We start from the raw sequence: 24,030 nt of genomic DNA, 5'->3' as shown, positions 1-24,030 counted from the left end.
GGCTGGATCAGTCTGCGCGGAAGTTATCATGGCAGGCCTTGCAGCTCTTGCCGACCGCCGCAAACTGCTGGGCGATGGCTGCTTTGTCTCCGCTGGCCGCAACTTCCTGCAGTTTGTTCGCTTCACGAACGAAGTTACCGCCGACTTCCCGTGCTTTTTCAGGCTGCTCGAAGAATTCGGGCTTCAAACGGGTATCCTCAGCCTTGTCCATTGCAGAGTCGGGGCTGTAAAGGGCGCCAAGGCCTGAGTTTGCTGCCGCGGCGATGGCGTTGGCTGCCGCTACGATTTGTTGCGGGTTGAACTCCACTTCCTCGTCTACTGCCTGTGCCTTGATCTTACCCATATTCCAGGACATGAACTGATACGCCGCCTGGCGCGCCTCGATCTGATCTTCTACGCTCATCTGGGCGACACTGGTGCCGGCGAACGCCAAGCCGATAATTGTGGTGGCCAGAATTCCTGTCTTCTTCATTTGTCATCCCTCATCGTCTTCGGTTAATCAATCCTATCTCAAAATAGCATAACCAAATTTCATTTAAATATAGCCATTGATTGGGTTGATGGACCAAAATCGCTGGTCTCTTTTGTTCCCTGATCCTGCCGGGGCTGTGCAGCGGCCTGGTTCCATGCCCCCCGGTTATTTGCTATGTTTATTTCCGTTGATTGGCGTTTATTACCAATCAGACATGTCTGCGGGAGAGACTGAATCGCTTGCGATCAGCGCCGAAGGAGCAACTGCCCCGGAAACTCTCAGGCAAAAGGACCGCTGACATGAATACTTTCCGAAGAGCTGTCGACAATCGCGTCAGTCGGCACACCGAAGGAGCAAGCGACCGGTTTTTCTGAACCGGCCCGTGAATCTCTCAGGTCCCGTGACGGAAGGGGTGCTTTCTGCCATTTCGAGCAGAGAGGAAACCCTGGGCGCTCACGGAGACTGGAATGAAGCGAATCGCTGTAATCGGCGGTGGTATCACTGGTATTACCACGGCCTACACCCTTGCCAAGCGCGGGCTTGACGTCACGGTTTACGAGAAACATCGCTATGCGGCGATGGAAACCTCCTTCGCCAACGGTGGCCAGCTATCGGCCTCGAATGCGGAAGTCTGGAACAATTGGCAAACCGTCATGAAGGGCATCAAATGGATGTCCCGCCGGGACGCCCCTTTGCTGGTCAATCCCAAGCCTTCCTGGCACAAGCTGAGCTGGTTCGCCGAATTCATCGCCGCCATTCCCCAGTACGAGCAAAACACCACGGAAACCGCCCGTCTGGCCATTGCTGCCCGTGACCATCTGTTCGCCTGGGCACAGGAAGAGGGCATTGATTTCGATCTCAAGAAGCAGGGGATCCTGCATATCTATCGGGACAAGGCCGGGTTTGATCACGCTGCCAAAGTGTCACGCCTGCTGGCTGCCGGTGGCCTGGAGCGCCGTTCGGTTACCCCGGAGGAAATGAAATCCATCGAGCCCACGCTGGCCGGCACCTACTACGGGGGCTTTTTCACCGAGAGCGATTCCACCGGTGATATTCACAAGTTCACCAACGGGCTTGCCGATGCCATCCTGCGGCTTGGCGTTAAAACCTGCTACGGCCACACGGTGACCGAGCTGAGCGCCGATGCGCGTAATGCCTGGGTTACCGCTCACGACGGCACCGAGCAATCCCGGGATACCTTCGATGGTGTGGTGATCTGTGCCGGTGTTGGCAGTCGCGGGCTCGCGAAAAAGCTGGGCGACCGGGTGAACATCTATCCGGTGAAGGGCTATTCCATTACCGTTGAGTTGGACGACGAAGCCTCACAGAAAGCGGCACCAACGGTCAGTCTGCTGGATGATGCCACCAAGATCGTCACCAGTCGCTTGGGCGATGGTCGTTTCCGGGTTGCCGGTACCGCCGAGTTCAGCGGTTACAACCGCGATATCAAGGATGACCGGATCCGGCCTTTGACCCGCTGGGTCGAGCAGTGTTTCCCCGGTGTCTGTACGCGCAAGGTTGTTCCCTGGGCCGGATTACGACCCATGCTGCCCAACATGATGCCAAGGGTAGGGCCCGGGCGTTTGCCAACGGTGTTCTACAACACCGGTCACGGGCACCTTGGCTGGACGCTCTCGGCGATTACTGCCGAGCTGGTGGCAGAAAAAGTCTGCGGCCAGTAATCAGTCTGGTTCCTGGAGAACTTCCCCTTTGATAAAGGCTGTGAAGTTCTCCGGGCTCATCGGTTTTCCGAAGTAGTAGCCTTGCACTTCATCGCAGGACAGGCGGTCGAGGTGCTCGGTTTGTTGTCGGGTTTCCACACCTTCGGCAATGACTTTAATGCCCAGGCTGTGGGCCAGTCTGATGATGGCAAGCACCAGAGACGCGCTGCCTTTGTCGGTTTCCATGTCACGAATGAAGGACTGATCGATTTTCAGTTTGTCCATCGCGAAACGGTTTAGGTACGAGAGACTGGAGTAGCCGGTACCGAAATCATCAATCGCGAGTTTTATGCCCTGGTCCTTCAGAAGCTGAACCGTCTCCACAACGCGTGCCTCGTCACCCACCAGCACGGATTCGGTGAGTTCAAGTTCAAGCAAAGACGGTGGCAGCCCTGTTTCATCAAGTATTGCCGCAACCTTCGGGCAGAGGTCTTCACGCTGGAACTGGATGGCCGAGAGGTTGACGGCAATCGTGATTGGCGTGCTGGAAACCTCCAGCCAGGTCCTTGCCTGTTTGCAGGCTTCCCGGATGACCCATTCCCCGATCTCCACGATCAGTCCACTTTCTTCTGCGATCGGAATAAACCTTGCCGGCGATACGTTTCCAAGCCTGGGGTGATTCCACCGGATCAGGGCTTCCGCACCGATAACCGTCCGGGTCGCGAGCTCCAGTTGCGGCTGGTAATGAATGTGCAGCTCGTTCCGCAGGAGTGCTCCCCGGAGCTCCATCAGCAAGTGCTGACGTTCAACGGCCTTTTCCTGCATGGAAATGTCGAAAAGACGGAACGTATTCCGACCGTCGGATTTGGCCACATACATGGCCGTGTCGGCGTTTCGGAAGAGAGTCGGAAAATCAGTTCCATCCTCGGGGGCTACCGAGATGCCCATGGAAACCGTGGTTTTTAGCTGATGCTCACCAACCTCAAAGGGCTCGGAGAACTGCTGGTGTATGGTCTCAGCTTCATCCCGGACCGAATGCTGCCCGGGATCAATCTCCACGAGCAGGAAGAACTCGTCACCACTGGACCTGCCCACCAGTCTGGAATTTCCGGCCATGGCCTGAAGGCGTTGCCCGATCTGTTTCAGCATCTCGTCGCCGACCAGGTGTCCGAGTGAGTCATTGATGTCTTTGAAATTGTCGAGGTCCAGATAGATCAGGAGGAAATGCCTGCCATCGGCTGAGCTGCCGTTCAGGCGTTTTCTGGCAACTTCCTCGAAGTGGCTCCGATTGAATAACCCGGTGAGCGGGTCGTAATGGGCAAGGTATTCGATTCTGGCGAGATCGGCGTTTCGTTCGGTGACGTCAGTCGCGATAGCACCGCTACCGGTGATGTCGCCCTGTTCGTTGAGTAGCGGGAAATGAACCGTTTCAAAGAGGTGCCTGCGAACCCCCGTGTCGACTTCCTCGGTCACCGTTACCGGGCGTTTTTCCCGGCATGCCTGCTCCGCATTGTTGTCCAGGGTCCGGGCAATGTGTTCAGGGAAAAGGTCGAAAACGGTATGGCCAAGTATCCGGGCCGAATTGCGTTTGAGTAAACGCTCGAAGGCCGGGTTCACAAGGGTGTACCGACGGTCATTATCGAGCAGAAAGATGACCGCCGGGGAATGGTCGACAAAGGTATTCTTGAGGCTTTCGCTTTCCAGCAGGCGTGCGCTTTTTTCCTCGAGTAACCGGTCTAACGCCAATTTCTGGGTTTGCAGGTCCCGGAACAGCAGATTGAAAGGATCCACAAGTCCGGTTACCAGCACCGCCCGGTAGATCAGGTACGCAGAGAGGAACAAAAGGTAGTGGCCCAGCTCATTGCTGAACCCATAGACGCTGACATATTGCGTGAAGGCGACGGAACACAGGGCATTGAAGAGCAGGGAAGCAAGCAGTAACCGAAGTACTCGAGGGTCGAAATGGTCGGATTTACGATAGATGAGCCCGGCTGAGAACAGCAGGCAGGAAATGACCACGTATTCGGATGCTATCTTGAAGCGGGTAAGCCCTTCACCCTCAATGAAGGCGTCCGGGAAGGAGCCTGTGAAGATAGCGGCAATCAGCAATGCTGTCGCGGAGCTGAAGAAGGCGAACACTGCAAACAGATTGATCTGCCGGCCTATGGAAAACGCCGCCAGGAGGAACGCCGTACCTTCCAGGTATCGGAATGAAACCCAGAGCTGTGTCGGAAGGTTCGCATTATCTGCCGGGAAGATGCCCATGCCCTTGTAGCTCAGGGTATGCAAGAGTTCCAGGCCGGCAATGAAAATGGCTGCGGTTCCGATGACTCCGAGGAAATTGTTCGTTGCCCAGTGGCGGGTATGCCAGGCCAGGGCAAAGATCCCGACCAGGACCACGATCCGGAGCATTTCGGCGAGGGAATGAAAGAGCAGAAAGTTCTCGCCGGCAATGAGGTTGAGCACACCAAGCGTCAGAACGATGCCTAACAGTTGGGGTGCAGCGACCAATGTTCCGGCGCCGGTGCTTTTATCGGCCAGAGAGTCGGATGTCGGGCTGTTGGGGATAGATCTCATGGCTATTTGTATAGCACAATCTTCTATGTAGCGACTATATACAGCCTGGAATTTGACATTGGTCAAGCGGGGTAGCCGGTAATCTCCCGAATCTTCCGATACAGCGGTTGCAGCTGGGGGTACATCCTCAGGTAAACCTCAGAGTAGAGCCGCTGGTAAAGGGCCCGGGTTTCTTCGTTGGGATGGAAAACGTCGCCAACCCGGGTCATGTTTGCCACGGCTGTGTCAAAGTCCGGGTGAAGGCCAAGACCCACTGCAGCGTCGATGGCAGCACCCAGCCCGGAGGTCTCGTACGTGTGGGGCCGTTCGGCCGGCAGTCCGAACACATCGGCGGTCAGTTGCATGGCGGCATCACTCTGGGAGCCGCCACCGGCAACCCGGAGCCTTCTGATTCTCACGCCGCTGCGCTTTTCTATTTTTTCTTTTCCCTCACGCAGCGCGTACGCCAGCCCTTCAAGAATGGCCCGGTAGATGTGCGACCGGGTGTGTACATCTCCGAACCCGATGATAGAGCCCTTTGCTTCTGGTCCCGGCTGGCGTACGCCCGGCGACCAGTAGGGTTGCAGCATCAGGCCCATGGAGCCCGGCGGCACGGCTTTTACCAACTCATCGAACAGCATTTCAGGTTCGATACCGCGCTGTTCGGCGATTTTCTGTTCCCGCAGGCCAAATTCGCGTTTGAACCAGCTCACCATCCAGAAGCCCCGGTAGATCATGACCTCCGTGGAATAATGGCCTGGCAGCGCCGAGGGGTAGGGTGGCATGAACCGGATTGGCTCAACGTATCGTTGGCTCGTGGTGTTGATGGTGGCGGTGGTACCGTAGCTCATGCAACCGATGTCCGGTGTCAGTCCGCCGGAGCCGAGAATCTCGCAGGCCTTGTCAGAGGCCGCAGCGATCACGGGCAGGCTTTGAGGCAGGCCCAGATGCCGGCAGGCTTCGTCGGTCAGATGACCCAGGGTTTCCCCGGGTGCCACCAGCTCCGGAAGCATGGCGGGTTTGACCGGCATGGTCTGCCACTTGAAATCCCTCGGGCCGGCCCAGGCGTGTTTTTTATAGTCGAAGGGCAAATAACCGACCTGGCTGCCCGTGGAGTCCTTGAACTCACCGGTCAGTCGGTAATTGAGGTAACCGGAGAGCAGAACGAAATGCCGGGTTCTGGCCCAGATCTCGGGTTGGTTCTGGGCGATCCAGTTGGCCTGGGTTTTCTCGCGGAACCGGTTGATAGTGTCCTCAAGCCGCGCCAGCTTGAACAGCCATCCCCATGGTCCTTTGACCGGCCCCTCAACCCTGGCATGGCGCTGGTCTAGCCAGATGATGGCCGGTCGCAGAGGCTGGCCGTTTTCATCCAGGTTTATGACAGTGCCCCGCTGGGTGGTAACCGTGACGCCTGCAACCAGGTCCGGTGTTGCCGTGGTGGAACCCCAAAGCAATTTGCAGGCTTCGCCCAGCTGTGTCCAGAAGTAGTCCGGATGCTGTTCGGCCCAGCCCGGTTCCCTGGAAAAATAGGGGTCGATATCCTGCTTGCCTTTACCCACCAGGTTGCCCCGGGTATCGAAGAGCAGGGCACGGACACTCTGGGTGCCGTTGTCGATGGCCAGGATCAGTGGCTCAGTTGCCATCCGAGGCCTCCCTGGCCGGTAGTGAATAGGCGCTGCGGTAGATTCCGAGGTAACGGGTTTCTTCCTGTTCCCACCGCTGGTCGTCCCAGCCAAGCAAGGGCTGGCAATGCTGCCGGATCCCGGGCAGCAGGGCCCTGGCTCCCTCCGGCAGAGTCAGGCCAAGCCGGGTGCGTCGCAGCAGAAGGTCGTCGAGATGCACCACATCTTCCTTCTGGCAGGCCCAGCAGAGTTCGGCCCAGAGCAGGTCGGTGGCCGAACCTGGCGTCACCGGCTCCATGGGGCCTGATGCGATCACCTTGTCCAGCTCCGGGCCATGGAACCCTTGCAGTCTTCGCCAGGTCTGGTGGCTAACCCCTGTCGGTCGTTTCAATGCTCCGATTGGCTGAAAAACCGGCTCGGCCCCGGGCCGGAGAAGGTTCTCTGCCCGGGTGCCGAGGCCTCTGGCCAGGGCTTCCCTGGCGATTACCCTGAACGTGGTGAGTTTGCCGCCGGCAATACTGATCAGCCCCCGGTCTGCACGTAGTTCGTGTTCCCGGTTCTCTTTGGAAGGTGCCTTGCCCGTTCCGTCCGTCACCACCGGTCGAACGCCGGCCCAGGTTGAGAGAATATCGCCATGGGAGATGCCGTTGCCGGGAAACAGCCGTGAGGCAATTTCAAGCAGGTAGGACGTTTCGGCTTCAGAGATCACAGGTTCCTGATCAAGGCTTCCGTGATGATCAAGATCGGTGGTGCCCAGCACCGTTGTTCCCAGCCAGGGAAACGCAAAAACCGGGCGACCGTCCTCCGGGTGGAACAGCGAGACCGAACAGGACACCGGCAGGCAGGACCAGGGCAACACCAGGTGGCTTCCCCTCAGGGGCCGGATGTTCATGGTGTTATCGGACTGGTCCCCCGATTGCAGCCGATCGGCCCAGGCTCCGGTGGCATTGATGACCAGCGGCGCGAAGACTTCAATGGGCGTGTCGCTTTCTTCTGGCTGCACCAGCAATCCGGAGACCTGACCGGCGGTGCGTTTTATCTCAAGCGCAGGGGTGTAGTTCAGGCACAGGGCGCCGTCCCGGCGAGCTTCCGCAATCAGGCGCAGAACCAGCCGTGAGTCGTCCGTTACCGCGTCGGTAAAGCCACTGGCGCCGGACAGGTTTTCAGCGGTCAGGCCGGGCACCCAGAGCATGGCCTCGCTTGGGCTCAAAAAATGCCGGCTGTGGTTGCGGGCAATGAAATCGTAGACCCGGAGCAAGGTCTGGAACAGCCGGGGGCCCGGAAACTGGCCTTTGAAATGGGGCATGATAAAACGCAGTGGGTCGATCAGCCCCGGCGCCTCGGCCATCAGGCGTTGCCGTTCACGAACGGCGTCCCGGGTCAGGCCATAGTGACCACTGCCCAGGTACCGCAGGCCGCCGTGAACCATTTTTGAGGAGCGGCTGGACGTGCCCCAGGAAAAATCTTTCTGTTCAACCAGAAGCGTGCGAAGACCGCTTCCTGCGGCCTCCCTGGCAACGCCAGCGCCAGTGATGCCGCCTCCGACGACCACTACATCGAATTCGGTGCTGCCGGTGCCCAGGGCGTCAAGGATTTCCGAGCGGTTCATGTCTGGCCTCCTTCGCACCTCTGCTCCTGTTCGATCAGCGTGCCGGGATTCAGGATGGCGTTCGGGTCAAAGGTGTTGCACAGGGATCTGATGGCGAGCATGCCCAGTTCCCCTTTCTCGACGGGCAAATAGGGCGCGTGGTCTTTGCCAACCCCGTGCTGGTGGCTGATGGTGCCGCGGTTGTTCACGATCAATTCGGATGTGCTGGTCTTGAGCCTTTGCCAGCGGGCGAGGGTCTCGTCATAGCTGTCCCCCACACGGAACACATAGGTGGTATAGATGCTGCAGCCCTGGCTGTAGAAGTGGGACAGGTGAGTGAAGACATGGGTGTTCTCCTGCTGGTCTTTCAGACCCTCACGAAGATTGGCCTCAATCAGCCCAAGCAGATTGTCGACGTTGTCCCAGTCGGTAGCGGTTTCCAGGGTGTCGACAGCATAGCCCATCTGCCAGAGGGCCTCTCGAAGGTAGGGCATGGTAAACCGCTTGGCCGCCCATTTGTCTCCCAGCCGGGTGCCAGTGTAGACCCCGTTGTGGCTCTTGCAGATGCTGCGGGCTTCTCTCAGGGCGTTTCTGGTCTGCCGCCGGCTTCCGGTAACGCCGAAGGTCATCATGCATTTGCCTTCACCCGCGCCCCGAAGCGAGAGGAAACGCTCGAGAATGCCTATGAGCGCGGGATGGCCTGCCAGCGCGAGTTGTGTTTCGGTCTCGATGGCGTTGCTCAACCGGAGCATGGACAACTGGGTGCGGTTCTGAACCAGCAAACGGCTGGCGGTGTGGGCACTGTCCCAGTCCGGGAAGAACACCACGTGAAAGCTTTCATGCTCTGGAAGGGGGGTCACACGCACCTTTACCTCGGTAATCAGGCCGATGCGACCCTCGGAACCGAGAATTATCTCGCGGATATCCGGGCCAGCGCTGGAAGCGGGAATCGTTGGCAGGTTGAGGGTGCCCTGAAGGGTTTCAACGCGGCCACCGGCAAAGAGCTGTTCAATGCGGCCATAGCGTAAAGACTGTTGTCCGCTGGAACGGGATGCCACCCAGCCTCCAATGGTGGAAAGCTCGAAGGACTGCGGGAAATGCCCGAGGGTATAGCCGTGGGCGCGAAGCTGGGATTCCACCAGGGGACCGGGTGTGCCGGCTCCGAAAGTGGCAATCTGGCTGTCCGGGTCCAGATCCAGCAGGCGATTCATTCTGCCCATATCCACGGTCAGCACGGGCTCGCCGGTATCCACGGGATTGATATGGCCGGCGACGCTGGTGCCGCCGCCGTAGGGGATCAGTTTGATATCGTGCTCCGCTGCCCAGCAAAGCAGTGTTCGGACATCGTCACTGTCAGAGGGAGAGGCAACGCCGTCCGGAAATACACCAAACTCGCCACTGCGCATGGCCAGCCAGTCAGCCAGGCTCTGGCCACGGGCATGCCGAACACGGGCTTCCGGGCTGGTGTCCATCAGGGCTGCCAGCTCTGCTGGCGGGTTCAGGCGCGTTTCCGGAACTTTGGCGCAGACCGATTCGAGGGTGGCGTCGGTTAACGGCTGGCCGTTACCGATTCGGGATGCCAGAAAATCCTGGCCCTGTTCCGGCATTGCCAGATTGAATCCTTCGTCGCCCCAGCCGTTCCAGCGTCGCATATCGTGAGTTCTCCAGATTGAATCGAATGTCGCGCATTCTAGCGGGTCTGTGCCTTTGGCTGTTGTCGGTTAGCGCCAGGGTCGCTGTCATTTGCCGCCAGCGGGCGTCCTTGGAGGTGCGGTGTCAGGGCCGAAGGGATTCGGTCAGCCGGCTGTTCAGGTCCTGCCAGCGGGACAGTTTGCCTGCTTCGCCGATTCTGGTCCGCTCCCCGCCGGACTGATTGAGCCAGAGGCCTTCACCGTTAAAGCTGTAAACCGGTTCAAGATCAGTGCGTTGAGAAGCAGGCTTAATCTCGTTTATAAGGTTGTCGAGAATCAGCGGATCCGCGTCCGGTTCCGGATACCAGGCCAACACCATGTGGGCCTGATTCAGCTCCAGGGCTTTGACATAGACGATACGCAGCTGTTCGTCGGGTACCCCCATGGATTTCAGGGTCAGGTATTTGGCGATGGAGAAATCCTCGCAATCGCCTCCGTTGGTGGTGAGCAGTTCCACCGGTGTGGCCCAGTAGTCCTCTTCGCCCCAATGGCGGATATCACTGACAAAATTGACCCGATTGAAGAACGAGTTGACCAGCCGGAGTTGCCGGTCAACGGGTGCGTTCGACGCGAGCGCGTGAAGGCGTTGCCAGTTTTCCAGGCGTTGGTGGGCTTCGCTGCCGAACTCTTCCTGGACGTAGTTCATCAGCCGGGAGCCCAGTTCAAACGCCCCGACAACAGAAACGAGAAGTAGTAGCGCAGGCAGCAGGCTGGAACGGCGGCGGATGTGGAGAGCGGCCGTTTCCATGGGGCGCCTCAGTTATTATTCCGTAGGCGTTCCCTGAGCTGCTCAAGGCGCCGGCGGATTTCCTCCCGACGCTGCTCATCGCTGGTGGCGGTGGCTGGCGCTCTTGAGGGCGATGTAGACGAAGCCGGCTGTGCGGCAGGGGCCGGTTCATCCTCCTCGTCAGCGGTGAAGGAGATACCGCTGCGGTCTTCCGATTCGGGGAAATAGAGGTTTTCGAGTTTTCCGGAGCGTTCGATAATCACCCGATTCGGGTGCACCGAACGCAAGGAAGCGTTACCGGGCAGTTCATCACCCACCAGATAGGCTTCGGTCTTGCTTTTGTCGTCTTCAATCAGCGCACTCCCCGGAAACTCCCCATCGGCGGCGAGAACGCCCCGAAGAAACAGCCTGAGGTTGGTTTCGGGCAGGTTTTCGGTATCGATCTCCACGGGCTCGCTGTCTGCAGAGGCGGCCCCGAACAGATCGAGGGATGACAGGTTCACGTCGGGTTGCTCCATGGAGGCCATCGATTCGGAGGCCAGTGGCTGGACCGTGCCATAATGACCTTGCTGGCTTTCCATCTGCCAGAAACGGTAACCCTGCCAGGCCGTCACGGCCACCATGGCAGCCCCTGCCAGAAGCGCAAGGATCAGGGGGAGCCGTTCATTGTGTAGGAGCATTGATCATCCTGAATGCAAGTTTGTGGGCCGCGAAAAAGCTCACAGGTTATCAGACTGCAACGTTTTATTGGCAGTATAGTGTATAGAGTTATTCAGCGGGTCCATATCCTGTGGTAGCCTTTCTGAATTGATTGAATCAAAAAGGGTTTCACGAACGAGGACGACCTTGACCACAGACACTGAACTTCAGCCGCAGGATGCTCCGCTGGGCCGTCTTCCCTTTACTTTTGCCAAGCGCAACGGAGTAATCCTGACCCGTTCGGACGCTGGCGAGCCGGTCATTCTGGTTCGGCCCGGTGCGTCTCACTCGGCGCTGGCTGAAGCCAACCGAATCAGTGGTGGGCGAGCCCGTTTTGCCACCATTGATCCGGACCGGTTCGATCAGGCCCTGAATTCTGCCTACCAGAACGACTCCGCCGAAGCCATGCAGATGGTGGAAGGTATCGGTGACGACATGGATCTGGCCTCGCTGGCGGATTCTGTGCCCGAAACCGAGGACCTGCTCGAGCAGGAAGATGACGCTCCAATCATTCGTCTGATCAACGCGATCCTGACCGAGGCGGTAAAAACCAGTGCCTCGGATGTTCACATTGAGACCTATGAAAAGCGGCTGGTGGTTCGTTTCCGGGTGGATGGTGTGCTGCGGGAAGTGGTTGAGCCAAAGCGGGCGCTGGCCCCGTTGCTGGTGTCACGGATCAAGGTTATGGCCAAGCTGGATATCGCCGAGAAACGGGTTCCCCAGGACGGCCGGATTGCGCTGCGGGTTGCCGGGCGCGAGGTGGATATCCGGGTGTCTACCATGCCGTCTTCGAGCGGCGAGCGGGTGGTGTTGCGTTTGCTGGACAAGCAGGCCGGCGCCATTCGCCTGGAATCCCTGGGAATGGCGGGGCGGGACCTGAAAGTCCTTCGCAAGCTGATTTACCGGCCCTACGGAATTCTGCTGGTGACCGGCCCGACCGGTTCCGGTAAGTCCACCACGCTGTATGCCTCCCTGCAGGAAATCAATGACCGAAGCCGGAACATTCTGACGGTTGAGGACCCCATCGAATACAACCTGCCTGGGATTGGCCAGACCCAGGTCAACACCAAAGTGGACATGACCTTTGCCCGGGGCCTTCGTGCCATTCTGCGTCAGGATCCCGACGTTGTGATGATCGGTGAGATCCGTGACCTGGAAACGGCAGAGATCGCGGTACAGGCGAGCTTGACAGGCCACCTTGTGCTTTCCACGTTGCACACCAATACCGCGGTGGGTGCCATCACCCGGCTTATGGATATGGGTATCGAGCCGTTCCTGATTTCTTCAAGCCTGGTGGGTATTGTTGCCCAGCGCCTCGTGCGCGTTCTGTGCAAGGAATGCCGCGAACCTTACACGCCTACGGAAGAGCATTGCGAGTTCCTGCAGCAGGATCCTGCCAATCCGCCGACCATTTACCGGGCCACAGGCTGCACCCATTGCAACCAGCTCGGCTATCGCGGGCGTATTGGCATCTACGAGGTGGTGGAGATCTCCGAGGAAATCAGTTCGCTGATTCACAAACGGGCCGGCGAGCTGGACCTGGAAAAGGTCGCCCGCCAGCACGGCCCGAGCATTCACGCAGACGGTGTACAGAAAATACTGGACGGTGTCACCACGGTGGAAGAAGTGCTCCGCGTTACGCACCGGGGTCAGTAAACCATGCCAGCATACGAATACAAGGCGCTGGATGCGCGGGGCAAACAGAAACATGGCGTTGTTGAAGCCGACGCCCCCAGGGCGGTACGTCAGCAGCTTCGTGAACGGGGTCTGACCCCGCTGGCGGTGGAACCGGCGGCCGAGAAGCAGTCCCGCAGCAACCCCCTGAGCAGTCGGGGTTCACTGGCCGCCGCGGACCTGGCCCTGGTTACCCGCCAGTTGGCAACGCTCATCCAGTCCGGGATTCCCATCGAGCAGGCGCTCTCGGCCGCAGCGCAGCAGTCTCCGAAACCCCGAATTCGCAGCATGCTGATTGCGATTCGTGCCAAGGTCATGGAGGGCTACACGCTGGCAGACAGCCTCGGGGAGTTTCCGCGCGCGTTTCCGCGGCTCTACCGGTCGACGGTTGCCGCCGGTGAGCATGCCGGCCATCTGGACCTGGTGCTGAACCGTCTGGCGGATTACACCGAGAGCCGGCAGGAAGCCCGTCAGAAAATTCAGCTGGCAGCCATCTATCCCATCATTCTCAGTATTGTCGCCATCGCGATCGTGGTGTTCCTGCTGACCTACGTGGTGCCGGACATTATCGATGTGTTTCTGAAGCAGGGGCAGGAACTGCCAACGCTGACCATGGTGATGCTGGCGGTATCGGAATTTCTGGCGGATTACGGTGTCTACCTGTTGATACTGCTGGTTGGAGCGCTGATGGTGTTCCGGTTCTTCCTGACCAAGCCCGGGTTCCGGCTCAGGTTTCACAAGCGCTTGTTACATCTGCCGTTGTTTTCCGGGATGGTGCGCGGTGTTAATACCGCCCGGTATGCCAGCACCCTTAGCATCCTGACGACCAGTGGTGTGCCGCTGGTGGAAGCCATGCGCATTGCCGGTGAGGTTCTTTCCAACGATTATCTGAGGCAGGAACTCCGGGATGCGGCGAGAAAAGTCAGTGAAGGTGGCTCGCTTCACCGTTCACTGGACCAGACCGGTTATTTTCCGCCGATGATGCTGCACATGATTGCCAGCGGGGAGGCCAGTGGTGAGCTGGACAGCATGTTGGAGCGCACGGCGCGCATGCAGGAAAACACCCTGCAGTCCAAGATTGCAGCCATTGTCGGGTTGTTCGAGCCGATGATGCTACTGGTAATGGGGGTGGTGGTGCTGATCATTGTTCTGGCCATCATGCTTCCGATATTGAATATGAGTAACCTCGTGGGATGATACCCGCGCCGGATTGTCAGGAGACGCATCCGAACCGAAAGGAATCCATGCCAATGACGAGTGAGACAATGACGATCAAGAACCTGAATACACAAAACCGCAACCGGGGCTTTACCCTGATTGAAATCATGGTGGTTATGGTCATCCTCGGCCTGCTGGTCGCCATCGTGGCGCCCAACATCATGGGCCGGAGCGATCAGGCAAAAGTCACCGTAGCGGAAACCCAGTTGAGGAACATTGCGAACTCACTGGATCTCTATCGCCTGGATAACAGTCATTATCCGTCCACCCAGCAGGGCCTCGAAGCGCTGGTGTCAAAGCCCAGCGGCAGCCCGGAACCCAAGAACTGGAACTCTGACGGTTACATGAAGAGTGTGCCGGAAGATCCCTGGGGCGCGGAATACCAATACGTAAGCCCGGGTACTGAAGGCCCTTATGACCTTTACTCCTACGGCTCTGATGGCCAGGAAGGTGGCGACGGCGACGCAGCCGACATCAGTGTCTGGGACATCGAGGGCTAAAACACAGTGCAGGTCAGCTCCCGACAGACCGGTTTCACCCTGATTGAAATACTGGTGGTCCTGGTGGTTGTGGGGCTGCTGGCCGCCCTTGCTGTGTTTACCATGGGCGGAAGCTCCCAGCAGCGCGAGCTGGAAAACGAAGTCAGGGAACTGTATCTGTTGATGCAGACGGCTTCCGAGCAGGCGGTGCTCAATAATCTTGAGCTCGGGCTGCGGATTCAGGAGGACGGCTATCAGTTTGTCGCCTTCCAGGACCAGACTGGCGACTGGAAGGCTTCCGGCGAACGAATGTTCCGGGCCCGGAGCCTTCCGGAGTGGCTGACGGTGACCGAGTTCATTGAAAGTGATGCGCCAAGACTGGCGTCGGCCGAGGACACTCTGCTCCCGGACGTGGTGTTCTTCTCCAGTGGCGAAACAACACCGTTTGAACTGGAATTTACCGTTGGAAGCGGTTCAGACACCCTGCACGTACTGGCCTCCGACGGTGTGTCGCCCATGGAGTGGCGGAAACCGGGCGATGACGGGGGCAGCGGGTGAAAACGCAGAAAGGCTTTACGCTGATCGAGGTGCTCGTTGCGCTGCTTGTTTTCGGCCTGATCGCGACGGCGGCGGCTGAGGTGGGCAGCCAGTATATCTCCAGTTATGAACGGGTACGGGACAAGACCCTGGCCAGTTGGCTGGCGGACAACCGTATCAACGAGATCCGCCTCGAGGAGAACCTTCCGGGAATCGCCGAGAACTCCAGGGATACCGACTTCGGACCCTATCGATGGCGGGTGACCACAGCGGTACTGGCCACCGCCGAGGCAAAGATGCGCCGGGTGGAGGTAACGGTCGCCCGTTACCGTGAAGACCGCACCGAGCCGGTCCCGATTCACACCCTGTCAGCATTTGTTGGAGCACAGTGATGGTTGCGCCCGGATGCTCCCGCAACCATCAGCAGAGCGGCTTCACCCTGCTGGAGGTCTTGATCGCGGTGACGATTACCGCCGTTATCGGTCTGGGGGTGTGGCAGGTGATCAGCGGGGTGGTGAATTCCCGCGACCGGGTGAATGAACTGGCTGAACAGTTCGATGGGTTGCAGCGGGCCATGCTTTTGCTGGAGCGGGATATCATGCAGGTGGTCAACCGACCGGCAAGGGATATTTACGGCGATTTCCAGCCTGCGCTTTCCAGCCGCGAGGATGACTTTTCCCTGCTACTGACACGCCAGGGCTGGCGTAACCCCCTTGGTATTCGCCGCAGCGGTCTGCAGCGCGTTGGTTGGGAGTACACGGGCACCGAACTGCGCCGCAGGTACTGGCCAATGGTGGATCAGGGCCAGGAGGATGACAGCCGGGATGTGCTGCTTCTGGAAGGGGTCAAGCGACTGGAGGTGCGATTCCTGGATTCGAATCGCAGTTGGCAGAGCCAATGGCCAACGGATGAGGTGATGGCCGGATTGACGCCCGGCAGCCGACCCGAGGCTCCGCTGCCCCTGGGCCTGGAAGTGACTCTGGAACATGAGCGGTTCGGAACCCTGGTGAGAACGTTCGCACTGCCGGATTTTGATCCCTCCGTTGCCCAGGGTGCCCTCAACCAGGCGAACCAGGCGGCGAGTGAGAACGAGAACCAGAACGAAGAAGAGAATACGGAAGAACCATCGGGGCAAAACACCGGCTCGCCGGGGCAGGGAGGTTAATATGGCGTGTCTTCCTGCCCCGGCTGATCGCCAGCGTGGCGTTGCCCTGATCATGGTGTTGCTGGCCATGGCTCTGGTGGTCATGCTCGCCTCGGGCATGACCCAGCAGCAAAGTCTCCGGGTCTTCAAGGCGAGCCACTATCTCGCCCAGCAGCAGGGCCAGAGTATTGCCCTGGGTGCTGAAGCCTTTGCCCGTCAGATCCTGCGCAGGGATTTTGACGAGGACAAAGAGGCAAACCTGATGGTCGATAGTCTGGACGAGTTCTGGGCCGCCAATGCGGCGGTATTGCCGCTGGATGACAATGGCGTGGCAGAGATCCAGGTCGACGATCTTGGTGGCCGGTTGAATCTGAATGATCTGGTGGGTAGCAATGGCCAGGTAGACCCGGTGGCCAGGGATCGTTTTGTGCAACTGTTTGCGGCACTGGGCATCACGGCCGTTTCTGTCGACTCCCTGATCGACTGGATCGACCCGGATGACCAGACAGTGAGCGCCTATGGTGCCGAGGATGGCCAGTACCTGATGGCAGATCCCGGTTATCGTGCCGGCAACCAGCCTTTTACCACCGTGACCGAATTACGGCTGATCGAGGGCATGACCGAGGAAATCTATGAGGCGCTGCGGCCCCACGTGGCAGCACTGCCGGTCAATGGCGCGGGGATCAATGTAAACACCGCCACGGCCATGGTGATCCGCTCCCTCCATGAAGAGCTGACGGACGCCCAGGCTGCGTCTATTCTTGAGAAGCGGGAAGAGGAACGGTTCGAGAACATTCAGGACTTCATGGCCCTGCCGGAGTTTGCCGGTCTCGGACTCAAGTCAGCCGGTTTGGGACTGCAAACACGGTTCTTTGAAGTTGCTTCGCGGATTACCTACGATAACCGGGTCGTCAATATGGTCAGTACCGTGTTCCGGACTCCGGAAGGCGAAGTCCGGACGGTGCACAGGGATACCGGGCAAAAGAACCGAATTACCAAAGAGCCGTTTACCATTTCAGAAGGATAATCATGTCTTATCGCCTTTACGTCCGCCCCATACCGCCGTTCGCGGACGCTGATCAGGACCCGGGTGCCCAGATGTACAACTGGGTCCTTCATGATGCCAGTGGCGATGCACAGGCCCGCGGTACCGGGGACAGTCGGGATACCATCGAGCAGACCCTGGGCCAGAATGCGCTCGATAACGTTCTGTTGATCGGCCTTATCCCCGGCGAGGAAGCCATATACTGTCTGGCAGATATTCCCGCAAAGCAAAGCCGCTTTATCAACCAGGCATTGCCCTACGCGGTTGAGGAACAGATCGCCCAGGACATCGATTCCGTTCATCTGGCGCTGGGAACCCATACCGAGCATGGCTACCGGGTGGCGGCCATAGACCGTGAGCGCATGGGCCAGTGGGTAACCCTGTTCAGCGGCTGGGATCACCTGCGCCTGGATGCTATTTATCCGGATGCCTCGTTGTTGCCGCGCACCGAAGGCGGTTGGTCGGTTTGTCTGGATGGCGAGACGGCCATGATGGTCAGCGAACGGGGCGAATGGCTGAGCATGCAGTCTGCCAACCTTGGCATGTTTGCCCACACTCTGGCGGCACCCTCTGAGGATGAGGTGCTGGCGGAAATACCGGTAACCCTCTACGGCACCGAAGACGAGTTCGATATTCAGCAATCGGCCATCGCCGAGTTGAGTGGCTCCGGCCGTCTTGCCGTTCGCAAGGAAACCCTGGAGCTCATGCCCCTTGAACTGCTGGCCTATGCTCACCATCACCACCTGTGTCAGCCGGTCAATCTGTGCCAGGGAATGTTCTCCTCGAAGTCCGGCAAGACAAGCCCCCTGAAGCCATGGAAGCCTTTGATCGCGGTGGCGGCAGTCTGGTTCGGGATTCAGGTGGCGTTGAATGCGGGGATGGGGTTTTACTACCAGAAGCAGGCCGAAGAATTGCGAACCGAGGCCATGGCCATCTACCGCGATGCCTTTCCCGGTGATCGCCGGACCCATGCGGGCAACGTGAGGCGCGTGATCGAAGGGCAACTACGGGTTGCCGGGTCGAGCGGGCCGGAAGTGGACTTTATCACGCTGATGAAATACACCGGCCAGCAATACGCCCGTCTGCCAGGGAGTCAGGCCGTGAATTTCAACTCGGTGAATTACAGTCGTTCCCGGGGTGAGCTGGTCGTGGATGTAAGGGCAGACAGCTATGATCGCCTGAGCGCCTTGCGAAACGGGTTGGCAAACCAGGGGCTGGAAGCGCAGATCGGTTCTGTGGTTAATGAAGCCAGCGGTGCACGTGGCCGCCTGACGGTCTCTGGAGGTTAACGGTATGATTTCCCGAATCAAAGATCAGCCGGCGGTCGAAAAACTTATCGCACAATACGACCAGTTGCCGCGGCGTGACCAGCAGGCTCTGATGGTACTCGCAATCGCGGTGTTTCTGGGTATTCTGTACTTTGCGATCTGGCGCCCGGCCGCAGACTTTAATGATCAGTCAGTGGCCGCGCGAGACAATGCCGGTGAGCTGCTGGCCTGGATGCAGGCGAACGAACCGACCATCCAGCGCCTGGGCGATGCCGGTGGCGATAGCGGGGCGGCAACCGCCGACAAACCCGAGGACGGTCGTGCTCTGATGGCACTGGTGACCCGTTCCGCGGGTGAGGCCGGCCTGTCGCTCCAACGGTTTGAGCCCAGTGGCGAAGCTGCCATTCGGGTCTGGCTCGAGAACGCACCCTTTGCAGAGGTGGCGTCCTGGCTGGAGCGGCTGAATGGTGACCATGGGGTGGTTATCGATCAGGCCGCCATGGACAGGTCCGGTGAGCCAGGGCGGGTGTCTGTTCGTTTAACACTGGCCATCTGATTCGGAAAAACAGATTCCGGGCCTGTTGTCCGGAACTGATTCAGGAGAGGGAAGCGATGAGTAACGGCAGCGAAAACAAGAACAAATCCGAGCCAGCCATTGTTCGCCTGGACGAAACGGCGCGTAATGAAGCCAGATCCATTCTGTACCACGCCTACCGGAATGAGCCCACGTTCCAGTACCTTTTTGACCACCGGCGCCCCGGTTACGATCAGCGGGTGCGGGCGACCATACGGGAACTGATTGATCTGTATTTCGAGCTCGACCAGGATGCTATTGGCGTGATGGTGAACGACACGCTCGTTGCCGTTGCGTTCATCGGGGACCCGGAACTGCGGATGAACCTGGCTGACCAGATCAGTTGGCGGATCCGCATGGTGCTGACGACCGGTTTTGCCTCCACCCGCCGGTATCTGGATTACCACGAGAAAATTCGTGACATGTTGCCTCAGCCACTGGCGCATCAGTTGCCCATGATGGGGGTCAATCCCAAGTACCAGCATCGGGGTTATGGCCGTTTGTTGCTGAAAACGGTTGAAAAGCTCTGTGCCGAGAATCCCCGGGGCAGTGGGTTGGTGCTGGATACCGGCAACAGTCGTTATCTGCCCTTTTACGAATCCGAGGGTTTCCGGAGCCTTGGCAGAATACAGCTCGGCGATTTTGAGGATCACGTGCTGTTCAGGGAAGTGCATCCGGAAAGCAAAGCGGCCGTGCATGGCCAAACCTGATATTTAACGTTCAACGGGAGAAGCTGTGTCTGACCAGCAGGATTTTGATCTGATTGTTATCGGAGCCGGTTCCGGCGGTGTACGCCTTGCCCGAATGTCTGCCCAGCGGGGCGCAAAGGTAGCGGTGGTGGAATCCCGGTACCTGGGCGGAACCTGTGTCAATGTCGGCTGCGTACCCAAGAAATTGTTTGTTTATGGCGCTCATGTCCACGATGAGCTGGAAGACGCGGCCGGATATGGCTGGCAGGTGCCCCTTGATGATGTCAGTTTCGACTGGCCGAAACTGGTGGCCAACAAGAACGCCGAGATCGAGCGTCTTAACGGCATTTATGGCCGCTTGCTTGAAAACGCCGGCGTAACCATTATTGAAGGGACGGCCACACTGTCTGATGCCAATACCGTGGTCGTCGGCAACAAGTCCTACCGGGCAAAACACATTACCGTGGCTACCGGCAGCTGGCCGGTTGTCCCGGACGTACCGGGCAAGGAATGTATCCTTACCTCCAACGAGATGTTCTATCTGCCCCAATTGCCGAAACAGGCTGTGGTGTGGGGTGGCGGCTACATTGCTGTTGAGTTTGCAGGCATCCTGGCAGGTTTGGGGGTGGATACAACACTGCTGTATCGCGGAGACCTGTTTCTGCGTGGGTTTGACGGTGATGTTCGTCGATTTACCGAACAGGAAATGCGCAAGAAAGGCGTTAACCTGCGCTTTGGTGTAACCATTGAATCGGTCGAGGCCGAAAATGCCCATTACCGGGTACAGCTGAACAATGGCGAAACCCTGGAAACCGGTCTTGTGATGGCGGCAACCGGGCGGCGGGCCCTTGTTGACGGGCTCGGCCTGACGGATCTGGGCGTTCAGCTCAGCGCCTCGGGCCACGTGGTGGTCGACGATCATTTCCAGACCGCCGTGCCCTCAATCACCGCCCTCGGTGATGTCATTGGTACGCCACAGCTCACACCCGTTGCCCTCGCACAGGGGATGGTTTTGTCCCGCCGGCTGTTTGGCGATGGCAAAGGTGAGATGGACTATTCCGCGATACCCACCGCCGTCTTCTGTCAGCCCAACATCGGTACCGTGGGACTGACTGAGGAGGAGGCCAGGGAAGCCGGGCACCGCCTGCGCATTTATCGCTCCGAGTTCCGTCCGATGAAGTACACCCTCAGCGGTCGGGATGAGAGAAGCCTGATGAAGCTGGTGGTGGACGACGAGACGGACAAGGTTCTGGGCGCCCACATGGTTGGCCCGGACGCGGGCGAGATTACCCAGGGGCTTGCCGTTGCCATCAAAGCCGGCGCCACCAAGGCCCAATTTGACTCGACTCTGGGTATTCACCCAACCTCTGCGGAAGAGTTTGTCACCATGCGGGAACCGGTGGCCTGATATCCGTTTCCGGTGCCCGGCAGGGCGCCGGAGCGCTCTACAGCTGAATCCAGCGGCTGAGCACCTCTCGCAGCATTTCTTTCCGAACCGGTTTGGCCAGATAGTCGTTCATGCCGCAGTCGAGGCAGCTCTTCTCGGTTCCGGGCAGCACATCGGCGGTCAGGGCAATGATGGGTGTGCCGGTCTGCCCGTTACTCTGTTCCCATTCCCGGATATAACGCGTGGCTTCGTAACCGTCCATTACCGGCATCTGGCAGTCCATCAGGATGATGTCGTAGCCGGTATGGTTGCTGGTGACTTTCTCCAGCGCTTCCTTGCCATTGTTGGCGGAGTCGGTCTGGAAGCCGAGCCGTTTGAGCATGGCGGTGGCTACCCGCTGATTCACGGGGTTGTCTTCTACCACCAGCGCGTGACTGGTTCCGTTGATGGCTTCCCGGGGTGGTAGGCCGACCGGATCCGGTTGGCTGGTAACGTTGGCCAGCTCAAAGGGCAGCTCGAACCGGAATGAGGAGCCTTTGCCCAGATCGGTTTCCACCTGAATGTGCCCGCCCATCAATTCCACAAGGCGCTGGACCAGAGACAGGCCCAGCCCCGTGCCGCCGTAAAGACGGCTGTTTCCGCCATCGAGCTGCTCGAACGAATTGAAGATGTCCTGCAGGCGATCCAGGGGGATGCCGGAGCCGGAGTCGCTGACCGAGCAGTTCAGAATGACGCAGTTATCCTCCAGGGCGAAGCAACCGGCCTGGACATTGATAAAACCGTCTCCGGTAAACTTGATGGCATTATCCGCCAGACCGGCGAGTACCTGCCGAAAACGGGCCGGATCGCCGATCACCACGGGATTGGACGGCCAGTCGCCGTAGAACTTCAGGCTCAGTGCCAGGCCCTGTTGCTCGGCCATGTGACGGTAGGTGGCGATACAGTTGGAAATCAGTTCGCGGAGGTCAAACTCCTGGCTCTCGAGTTGCAGGGTTCCGCTGTCCATCCGTGAATAATCCAGGATGTCTGCGATCACCGTGAGCAGATCTTCTGTGGATTGCCGGGCGGTTTTGAGATAGTCCCGCTGGCGAGGGGTGAGCGGATCTTCCTGAACCAGATCCACCATGCCGAGTACGCCGTTCAGTGGCGTGCGCAACTCATGGCTCATGGTGGCCAGAAATTCGGATTTCGCCTGGTTCGCCAATTCGGCCTTTTCGCGCGCACCTTCCGAGGCGGCCAGGGTCTGGTCCCGGGCCGTTCTCAGGCCCGCCAGGTGGTTGGCGAGCTGATTGAGCTGCTCTTCGATGGCGACGATTTCCCGTGAACTCTGGTGGGTGTTCAGCGGACGCTCCTGATAGTCACCGGCGGTCAGTTTGCTGATCCGTCCGGCCAGATCGCGGATCGGCGCGAGTATGGTGCTCAGGAAATGATTGATAATCAGAATCGTGAACAGAAGCAGGGCCACGCCTACAGCGAGGGAGGTCCAGAGGATATCCTGCCGGCGATCGGCCAGGACATCGTGGGCAACACCCACCTGGACGGTGCCCACTCTCAGGGAGCCCGAACCGGATCCGAAGCCATAGTCCGGTTCAAACCATTCTGCAGTCCGCTCAGAGCCGAATTCCAGGGGTTGCTGGAGAATTTCAGCCTCAAAGATCTGATAGCGTGTCGGATCTTCAGACGGAGTGATCGGTCGATGGGAAGCAAAGCCGATCTGCTCGCCCATGACATCGGATACCCGAATCCAGTCAGCCCTGCTGCGTCGCAGGGATTGGGACAGAATCTGTTCCATCGCCAGGGTGTTGCCGGAGACAACGGCATACTCGAGAGCGGGAGCCAGGCTGTCCGCAAACATCTGACTGCTGTCGGACAGATCGCGGCGGGCATCCTCCAGCCGGGCCGAGGTGAAAAACACCATGAGGACAATGAACATCACTACCGCAGGAAGTGCCCCAAGGAGCAGGAGTTTCCGTGACAGGGGGCGCTGCTGCCGGGGGGTATTACTCATCAGACACCTCCCCATTAACCGTTAGCTGCCGGTTTACCCGCGTGGCAATGTCCTCTCGGCTTGGCAGCGGGATATTCAGGGAGCGGGCGACCTGGGTGTTGACTTCAATCCGGAACTCTTCCGGGTAGGAGGGCGGCGGCATATCACCGCTCTCAAAGTAGTCCTCCAGAAAATCACCGGCCATCCGGACCATCTCCGGGAAAGGTGCGTAACTGGACGCCAGTGCCCCCGCTTTTACATAAGCCTGGGTTGGTCCGATGACGATCTGATTACGGCGATAGGCGGTTAACAGAATATGTTTGATGGTTCTGGGGTTGTATACAGCGCTGTCCGGTGCGGCCAGCAGAAAGTCACCATAGCCGAGGGCGCGGACCAGTGTCGGGATCAGTTTGTCGCTGCTCTCGACCAGAAAAATCCTGGCGGACATGCCATAGGCGGGCAGCTCATCGATCAGCGGCTCATACAGTTCAACGGAGTCTGCGGTTGCCAGCAGGGCAATCTTGGTCGCCTGGGGCAGGATGGACTTGCCGGTTAGCGCCTGACGAATCAGCGGTACATCGTACAGAACTGCCGTGATGCGGCCCGGGGAGCGCTCCGCAAAGCCCGAGATGAAGGCTTTGTCGACGAGCATGGCCAGTATTGGGGCCTGGCGGTTCGCCTGGCGAACACGGGAAAACGCTGCAGGGCCGACACTGATGATCGGACCATTGTCGAGCGTGGCCAGCTGGTCGTCGGACACCTTGATGAGGGACGTCTCAGACTCCAGCTCTTCCTGCAGGAGCTGGAACAGGTGTTGGTCAAGGGGTGCGTTACCCGACCCCGCAAAATAAACCGTTTTCCCTGCTGGTTCCTGCGCTCCGGACACCATGGAAAACAGGGCCAGAAGCAGAATGGACAGGATTTTGGGTAAAGGTTTCCCGAACCCGCATCCGGACCGTTCTCGGTGTATCGTGCCTGTCCTTCGCCTCATACCGTCCAGGGCTCGCGCTTT

At 58.9% G+C, this 24,030-nt stretch carries 21 protein-coding genes and 1 riboswitch; of the genes, 12 read left to right on the top strand and 9 right to left on the bottom strand.

Translation table 11 applies throughout. The annotated features are described in order from the left end of the window. Nucleotides 1-7 precede the first annotated feature (7 nt). On the bottom strand, nt 8-472 hold the full coding sequence (locus tag ACESMK_RS04040; RefSeq protein ID WP_372995527.1) for a c-type cytochrome: 465 nt from the start codon (nt 470-472) through the stop codon (nt 8-10). A 211-nt stretch (nt 473-683) separates the two neighbouring features. After that, a riboswitch (glycine riboswitch) is annotated at nt 684-776 on the top strand. 163 nt (nt 777-939) lie between these two features. Between ACESMK_RS04040 and ACESMK_RS04035 the strand changes: the two genes are divergently transcribed. Next, nucleotides 940-2,154 carry a D-amino acid dehydrogenase gene (locus ACESMK_RS04035; protein ID WP_372995525.1) on the top strand — a complete coding sequence of 405 codons (1,215 nt, stop codon included), beginning with the start codon at nt 940-942 and terminating at the stop codon, nt 2,152-2,154. Here ACESMK_RS04035 and ACESMK_RS04030 read toward each other — a convergent pair whose 3' ends face one another. The 6 genes from ACESMK_RS04030 to ACESMK_RS04005 all read right to left on the bottom strand — a co-directional run bounded on the left by ACESMK_RS04030 (nt 2,155) and on the right by ACESMK_RS04005 (nt 10,997). Then, nucleotides 2,155-4,710: an EAL domain-containing protein gene (locus tag ACESMK_RS04030; RefSeq protein WP_372995523.1), complete on the bottom strand. Its 2,556-nt coding sequence runs from the start codon at nt 4,708-4,710 to the stop codon at nt 2,155-2,157. It lies immediately after the preceding gene. Between the two features lie 62 nt (nt 4,711-4,772). Then, on the bottom strand, nt 4,773-6,332 hold the full coding sequence (locus ACESMK_RS04025; protein ID WP_372995521.1) for an FGGY-family carbohydrate kinase: 1,560 nt from the start codon (nt 6,330-6,332) through the stop codon (nt 4,773-4,775). Continuing rightward, nucleotides 6,322-7,920, bottom strand: coding sequence for a glycerol-3-phosphate dehydrogenase/oxidase (locus ACESMK_RS04020; protein ID WP_372995519.1), 1,599 nt, complete (start codon nt 7,918-7,920; stop codon nt 6,322-6,324). Before ACESMK_RS04020 ends, ACESMK_RS04025 begins: the two co-directional genes overlap by 11 nt. After that, nucleotides 7,917-9,551, bottom strand: a complete 1,635-nt coding sequence (locus tag ACESMK_RS04015) for an FAD-binding oxidoreductase (protein WP_372995517.1) — start codon at nt 9,549-9,551, stop codon at nt 7,917-7,919. Before ACESMK_RS04015 ends, ACESMK_RS04020 begins: the two co-directional genes overlap by 4 nt. 124 nt (nt 9,552-9,675) lie before the next feature. Continuing rightward, nucleotides 9,676-10,338, bottom strand: a complete 663-nt coding sequence (locus tag ACESMK_RS04010; RefSeq protein WP_372995515.1) for a transglutaminase-like cysteine peptidase — start codon at nt 10,336-10,338, stop codon at nt 9,676-9,678. 8 nt (nt 10,339-10,346) lie between these two features. Further along, on the bottom strand, nt 10,347-10,997 hold the full coding sequence (locus ACESMK_RS04005; RefSeq protein WP_372995513.1) for a type II secretion system protein N: 651 nt from the start codon (nt 10,995-10,997) through the stop codon (nt 10,347-10,349). Nucleotides 10,998-11,163: 166 nt separating this feature from the next. Here ACESMK_RS04005 and gspE point away from each other — a divergent pair, with 166 nt between their 5' ends. The 11 genes from gspE (at nt 11,164) to gorA (ending at nt 21,052) form a co-directional block, all read left to right on the top strand. Beyond that, nucleotides 11,164-12,672, top strand: coding sequence for a type II secretion system ATPase GspE (gene gspE / locus ACESMK_RS04000; RefSeq protein ID WP_372995511.1), 1,509 nt, complete (start codon nt 11,164-11,166; stop codon nt 12,670-12,672). A 3-nt stretch (nt 12,673-12,675) separates the two neighbouring features. Continuing rightward, nucleotides 12,676-13,887 (top strand): type II secretion system inner membrane protein GspF, encoded by a 1,212-nt coding sequence (gene gspF / locus ACESMK_RS03995; RefSeq protein WP_372995509.1) that lies wholly within the window; start codon nt 12,676-12,678, stop codon nt 13,885-13,887. A 68-nt stretch (nt 13,888-13,955) separates the two neighbouring features. Further along, a complete protein-coding gene (gspG, locus tag ACESMK_RS03990) occupies nt 13,956-14,408 on the top strand; it encodes a type II secretion system major pseudopilin GspG (protein ID WP_372996051.1) in 453 nt (150 codons plus the stop codon). A 6-nt stretch (nt 14,409-14,414) separates the two neighbouring features. Further along, a complete protein-coding gene (gene gspH, locus ACESMK_RS03985) occupies nt 14,415-14,945 on the top strand; it encodes a type II secretion system minor pseudopilin GspH (protein ID WP_372995507.1) in 531 nt (176 codons plus the stop codon). Further along, entirely contained in the window at nt 14,942-15,316 is a 375-nt protein-coding gene (gspI, locus tag ACESMK_RS03980) for a type II secretion system minor pseudopilin GspI (protein WP_372995505.1), read from the top strand. The genes gspH and gspI overlap by 4 nt, the downstream gene beginning before the upstream one ends. Continuing rightward, the gene (gene gspJ, locus ACESMK_RS03975) at nt 15,316-16,089 is read left to right on the top strand and encodes a type II secretion system minor pseudopilin GspJ (RefSeq protein WP_372995503.1); all 774 of its coding nucleotides are present in this window, start codon (nt 15,316-15,318) and stop codon (nt 16,087-16,089) included. The genes gspI and gspJ overlap by 1 nt, the downstream gene beginning before the upstream one ends. Before the next feature lies 1 nt (nt 16,090). Next, nucleotides 16,091-17,095, top strand: a complete 1,005-nt coding sequence (gene gspK / locus ACESMK_RS03970; RefSeq protein WP_372995501.1) for a type II secretion system minor pseudopilin GspK — start codon at nt 16,091-16,093, stop codon at nt 17,093-17,095. Between the two features lie 2 nt (nt 17,096-17,097). Then, complete coding sequence (gene gspL / locus ACESMK_RS03965; RefSeq protein WP_372995499.1) at nt 17,098-18,402, top strand: type II secretion system protein GspL; 1,305 nt, start codon at nt 17,098-17,100, stop codon at nt 18,400-18,402. 4 nt (nt 18,403-18,406) lie between these two features. Further along, on the top strand, nt 18,407-18,937 hold the full coding sequence (gene gspM / locus ACESMK_RS03960; protein WP_372995497.1) for a type II secretion system protein GspM: 531 nt from the start codon (nt 18,407-18,409) through the stop codon (nt 18,935-18,937). 56 nt (nt 18,938-18,993) lie between these two features. After that, a complete protein-coding gene (locus tag ACESMK_RS03955; RefSeq protein ID WP_372995495.1) occupies nt 18,994-19,665 on the top strand; it encodes a GNAT family N-acetyltransferase in 672 nt (223 codons plus the stop codon). Nucleotides 19,666-19,690: 25 nt separating this feature from the next. After that, nucleotides 19,691-21,052 carry a glutathione-disulfide reductase gene (gene gorA, locus ACESMK_RS03950; protein ID WP_372995493.1) on the top strand — a complete coding sequence of 454 codons (1,362 nt, stop codon included), beginning with the start codon at nt 19,691-19,693 and terminating at the stop codon, nt 21,050-21,052. Between the two features lie 37 nt (nt 21,053-21,089). On the opposite strand, the gene ACESMK_RS03945 is transcribed toward gorA, so the two are convergent. Then, nucleotides 21,090-23,039: an ATP-binding protein gene (locus ACESMK_RS03945; protein ID WP_372995491.1), complete on the bottom strand. Its 1,950-nt coding sequence runs from the start codon at nt 23,037-23,039 to the stop codon at nt 21,090-21,092. After that, complete coding sequence (locus tag ACESMK_RS03940; RefSeq protein ID WP_372995489.1) at nt 23,032-23,907, bottom strand: ABC transporter substrate-binding protein; 876 nt, start codon at nt 23,905-23,907, stop codon at nt 23,032-23,034. Before ACESMK_RS03940 ends, ACESMK_RS03945 begins: the two co-directional genes overlap by 8 nt. Between the last annotated feature and the right edge of the window lie 123 nt (nt 23,908-24,030).

Source organism: Marinobacter sp. (assembly GCF_041687235.1).
Taxonomy (GTDB): Bacteria; Pseudomonadota; Gammaproteobacteria; order Pseudomonadales; family Oleiphilaceae; genus Marinobacter.
This window is presented reverse-complemented; position numbering and strand designations above follow the sequence as displayed.

Coding starts and splice junctions, on each gene's coding strand:
- ACESMK_RS04040 (WP_372995527.1), bottom strand. CDS start 472: ATGAAGAAGACAGGAATTCTGGCCACCACAATTATCGGCTTGGCGTTC.
- ACESMK_RS04035 (WP_372995525.1), top strand. CDS start 940: ATGAAGCGAATCGCTGTAATCGGCGGTGGTATCACTGGTATTACCACG.
- ACESMK_RS04030 (WP_372995523.1), bottom strand. CDS start 4,710: ATGAGATCTATCCCCAACAGCCCGACATCCGACTCTCTGGCCGATAAA.
- ACESMK_RS04025 (WP_372995521.1), bottom strand. CDS start 6,332: ATGGCAACTGAGCCACTGATCCTGGCCATCGACAACGGCACCCAGAGT.
- ACESMK_RS04020 (WP_372995519.1), bottom strand. CDS start 7,920: ATGAACCGCTCGGAAATCCTTGACGCCCTGGGCACCGGCAGCACCGAA.
- ACESMK_RS04015 (WP_372995517.1), bottom strand. CDS start 9,551: ATGCGACGCTGGAACGGCTGGGGCGACGAAGGATTCAATCTGGCAATG.
- ACESMK_RS04010 (WP_372995515.1), bottom strand. CDS start 10,338: ATGGAAACGGCCGCTCTCCACATCCGCCGCCGTTCCAGCCTGCTGCCT.
- ACESMK_RS04005 (WP_372995513.1), bottom strand. CDS start 10,997: ATGCTCCTACACAATGAACGGCTCCCCCTGATCCTTGCGCTTCTGGCA.
- gspF (WP_372995509.1), top strand. CDS start 12,676: ATGCCAGCATACGAATACAAGGCGCTGGATGCGCGGGGCAAACAGAAA.
- gspG (WP_372996051.1), top strand. CDS start 13,956: ATGACGATCAAGAACCTGAATACACAAAACCGCAACCGGGGCTTTACC.
- gspJ (WP_372995503.1), top strand. CDS start 15,316: ATGGTTGCGCCCGGATGCTCCCGCAACCATCAGCAGAGCGGCTTCACC.
- gspK (WP_372995501.1), top strand. CDS start 16,091: ATGGCGTGTCTTCCTGCCCCGGCTGATCGCCAGCGTGGCGTTGCCCTG.
- gspL (WP_372995499.1), top strand. CDS start 17,098: ATGTCTTATCGCCTTTACGTCCGCCCCATACCGCCGTTCGCGGACGCT.
- gspM (WP_372995497.1), top strand. CDS start 18,407: ATGATTTCCCGAATCAAAGATCAGCCGGCGGTCGAAAAACTTATCGCA.
- ACESMK_RS03955 (WP_372995495.1), top strand. CDS start 18,994: ATGAGTAACGGCAGCGAAAACAAGAACAAATCCGAGCCAGCCATTGTT.
- ACESMK_RS03945 (WP_372995491.1), bottom strand. CDS start 23,039: ATGAGTAATACCCCCCGGCAGCAGCGCCCCCTGTCACGGAAACTCCTG.
- ACESMK_RS03940 (WP_372995489.1), bottom strand. CDS start 23,907: ATGGTGTCCGGAGCGCAGGAACCAGCAGGGAAAACGGTTTATTTTGCG.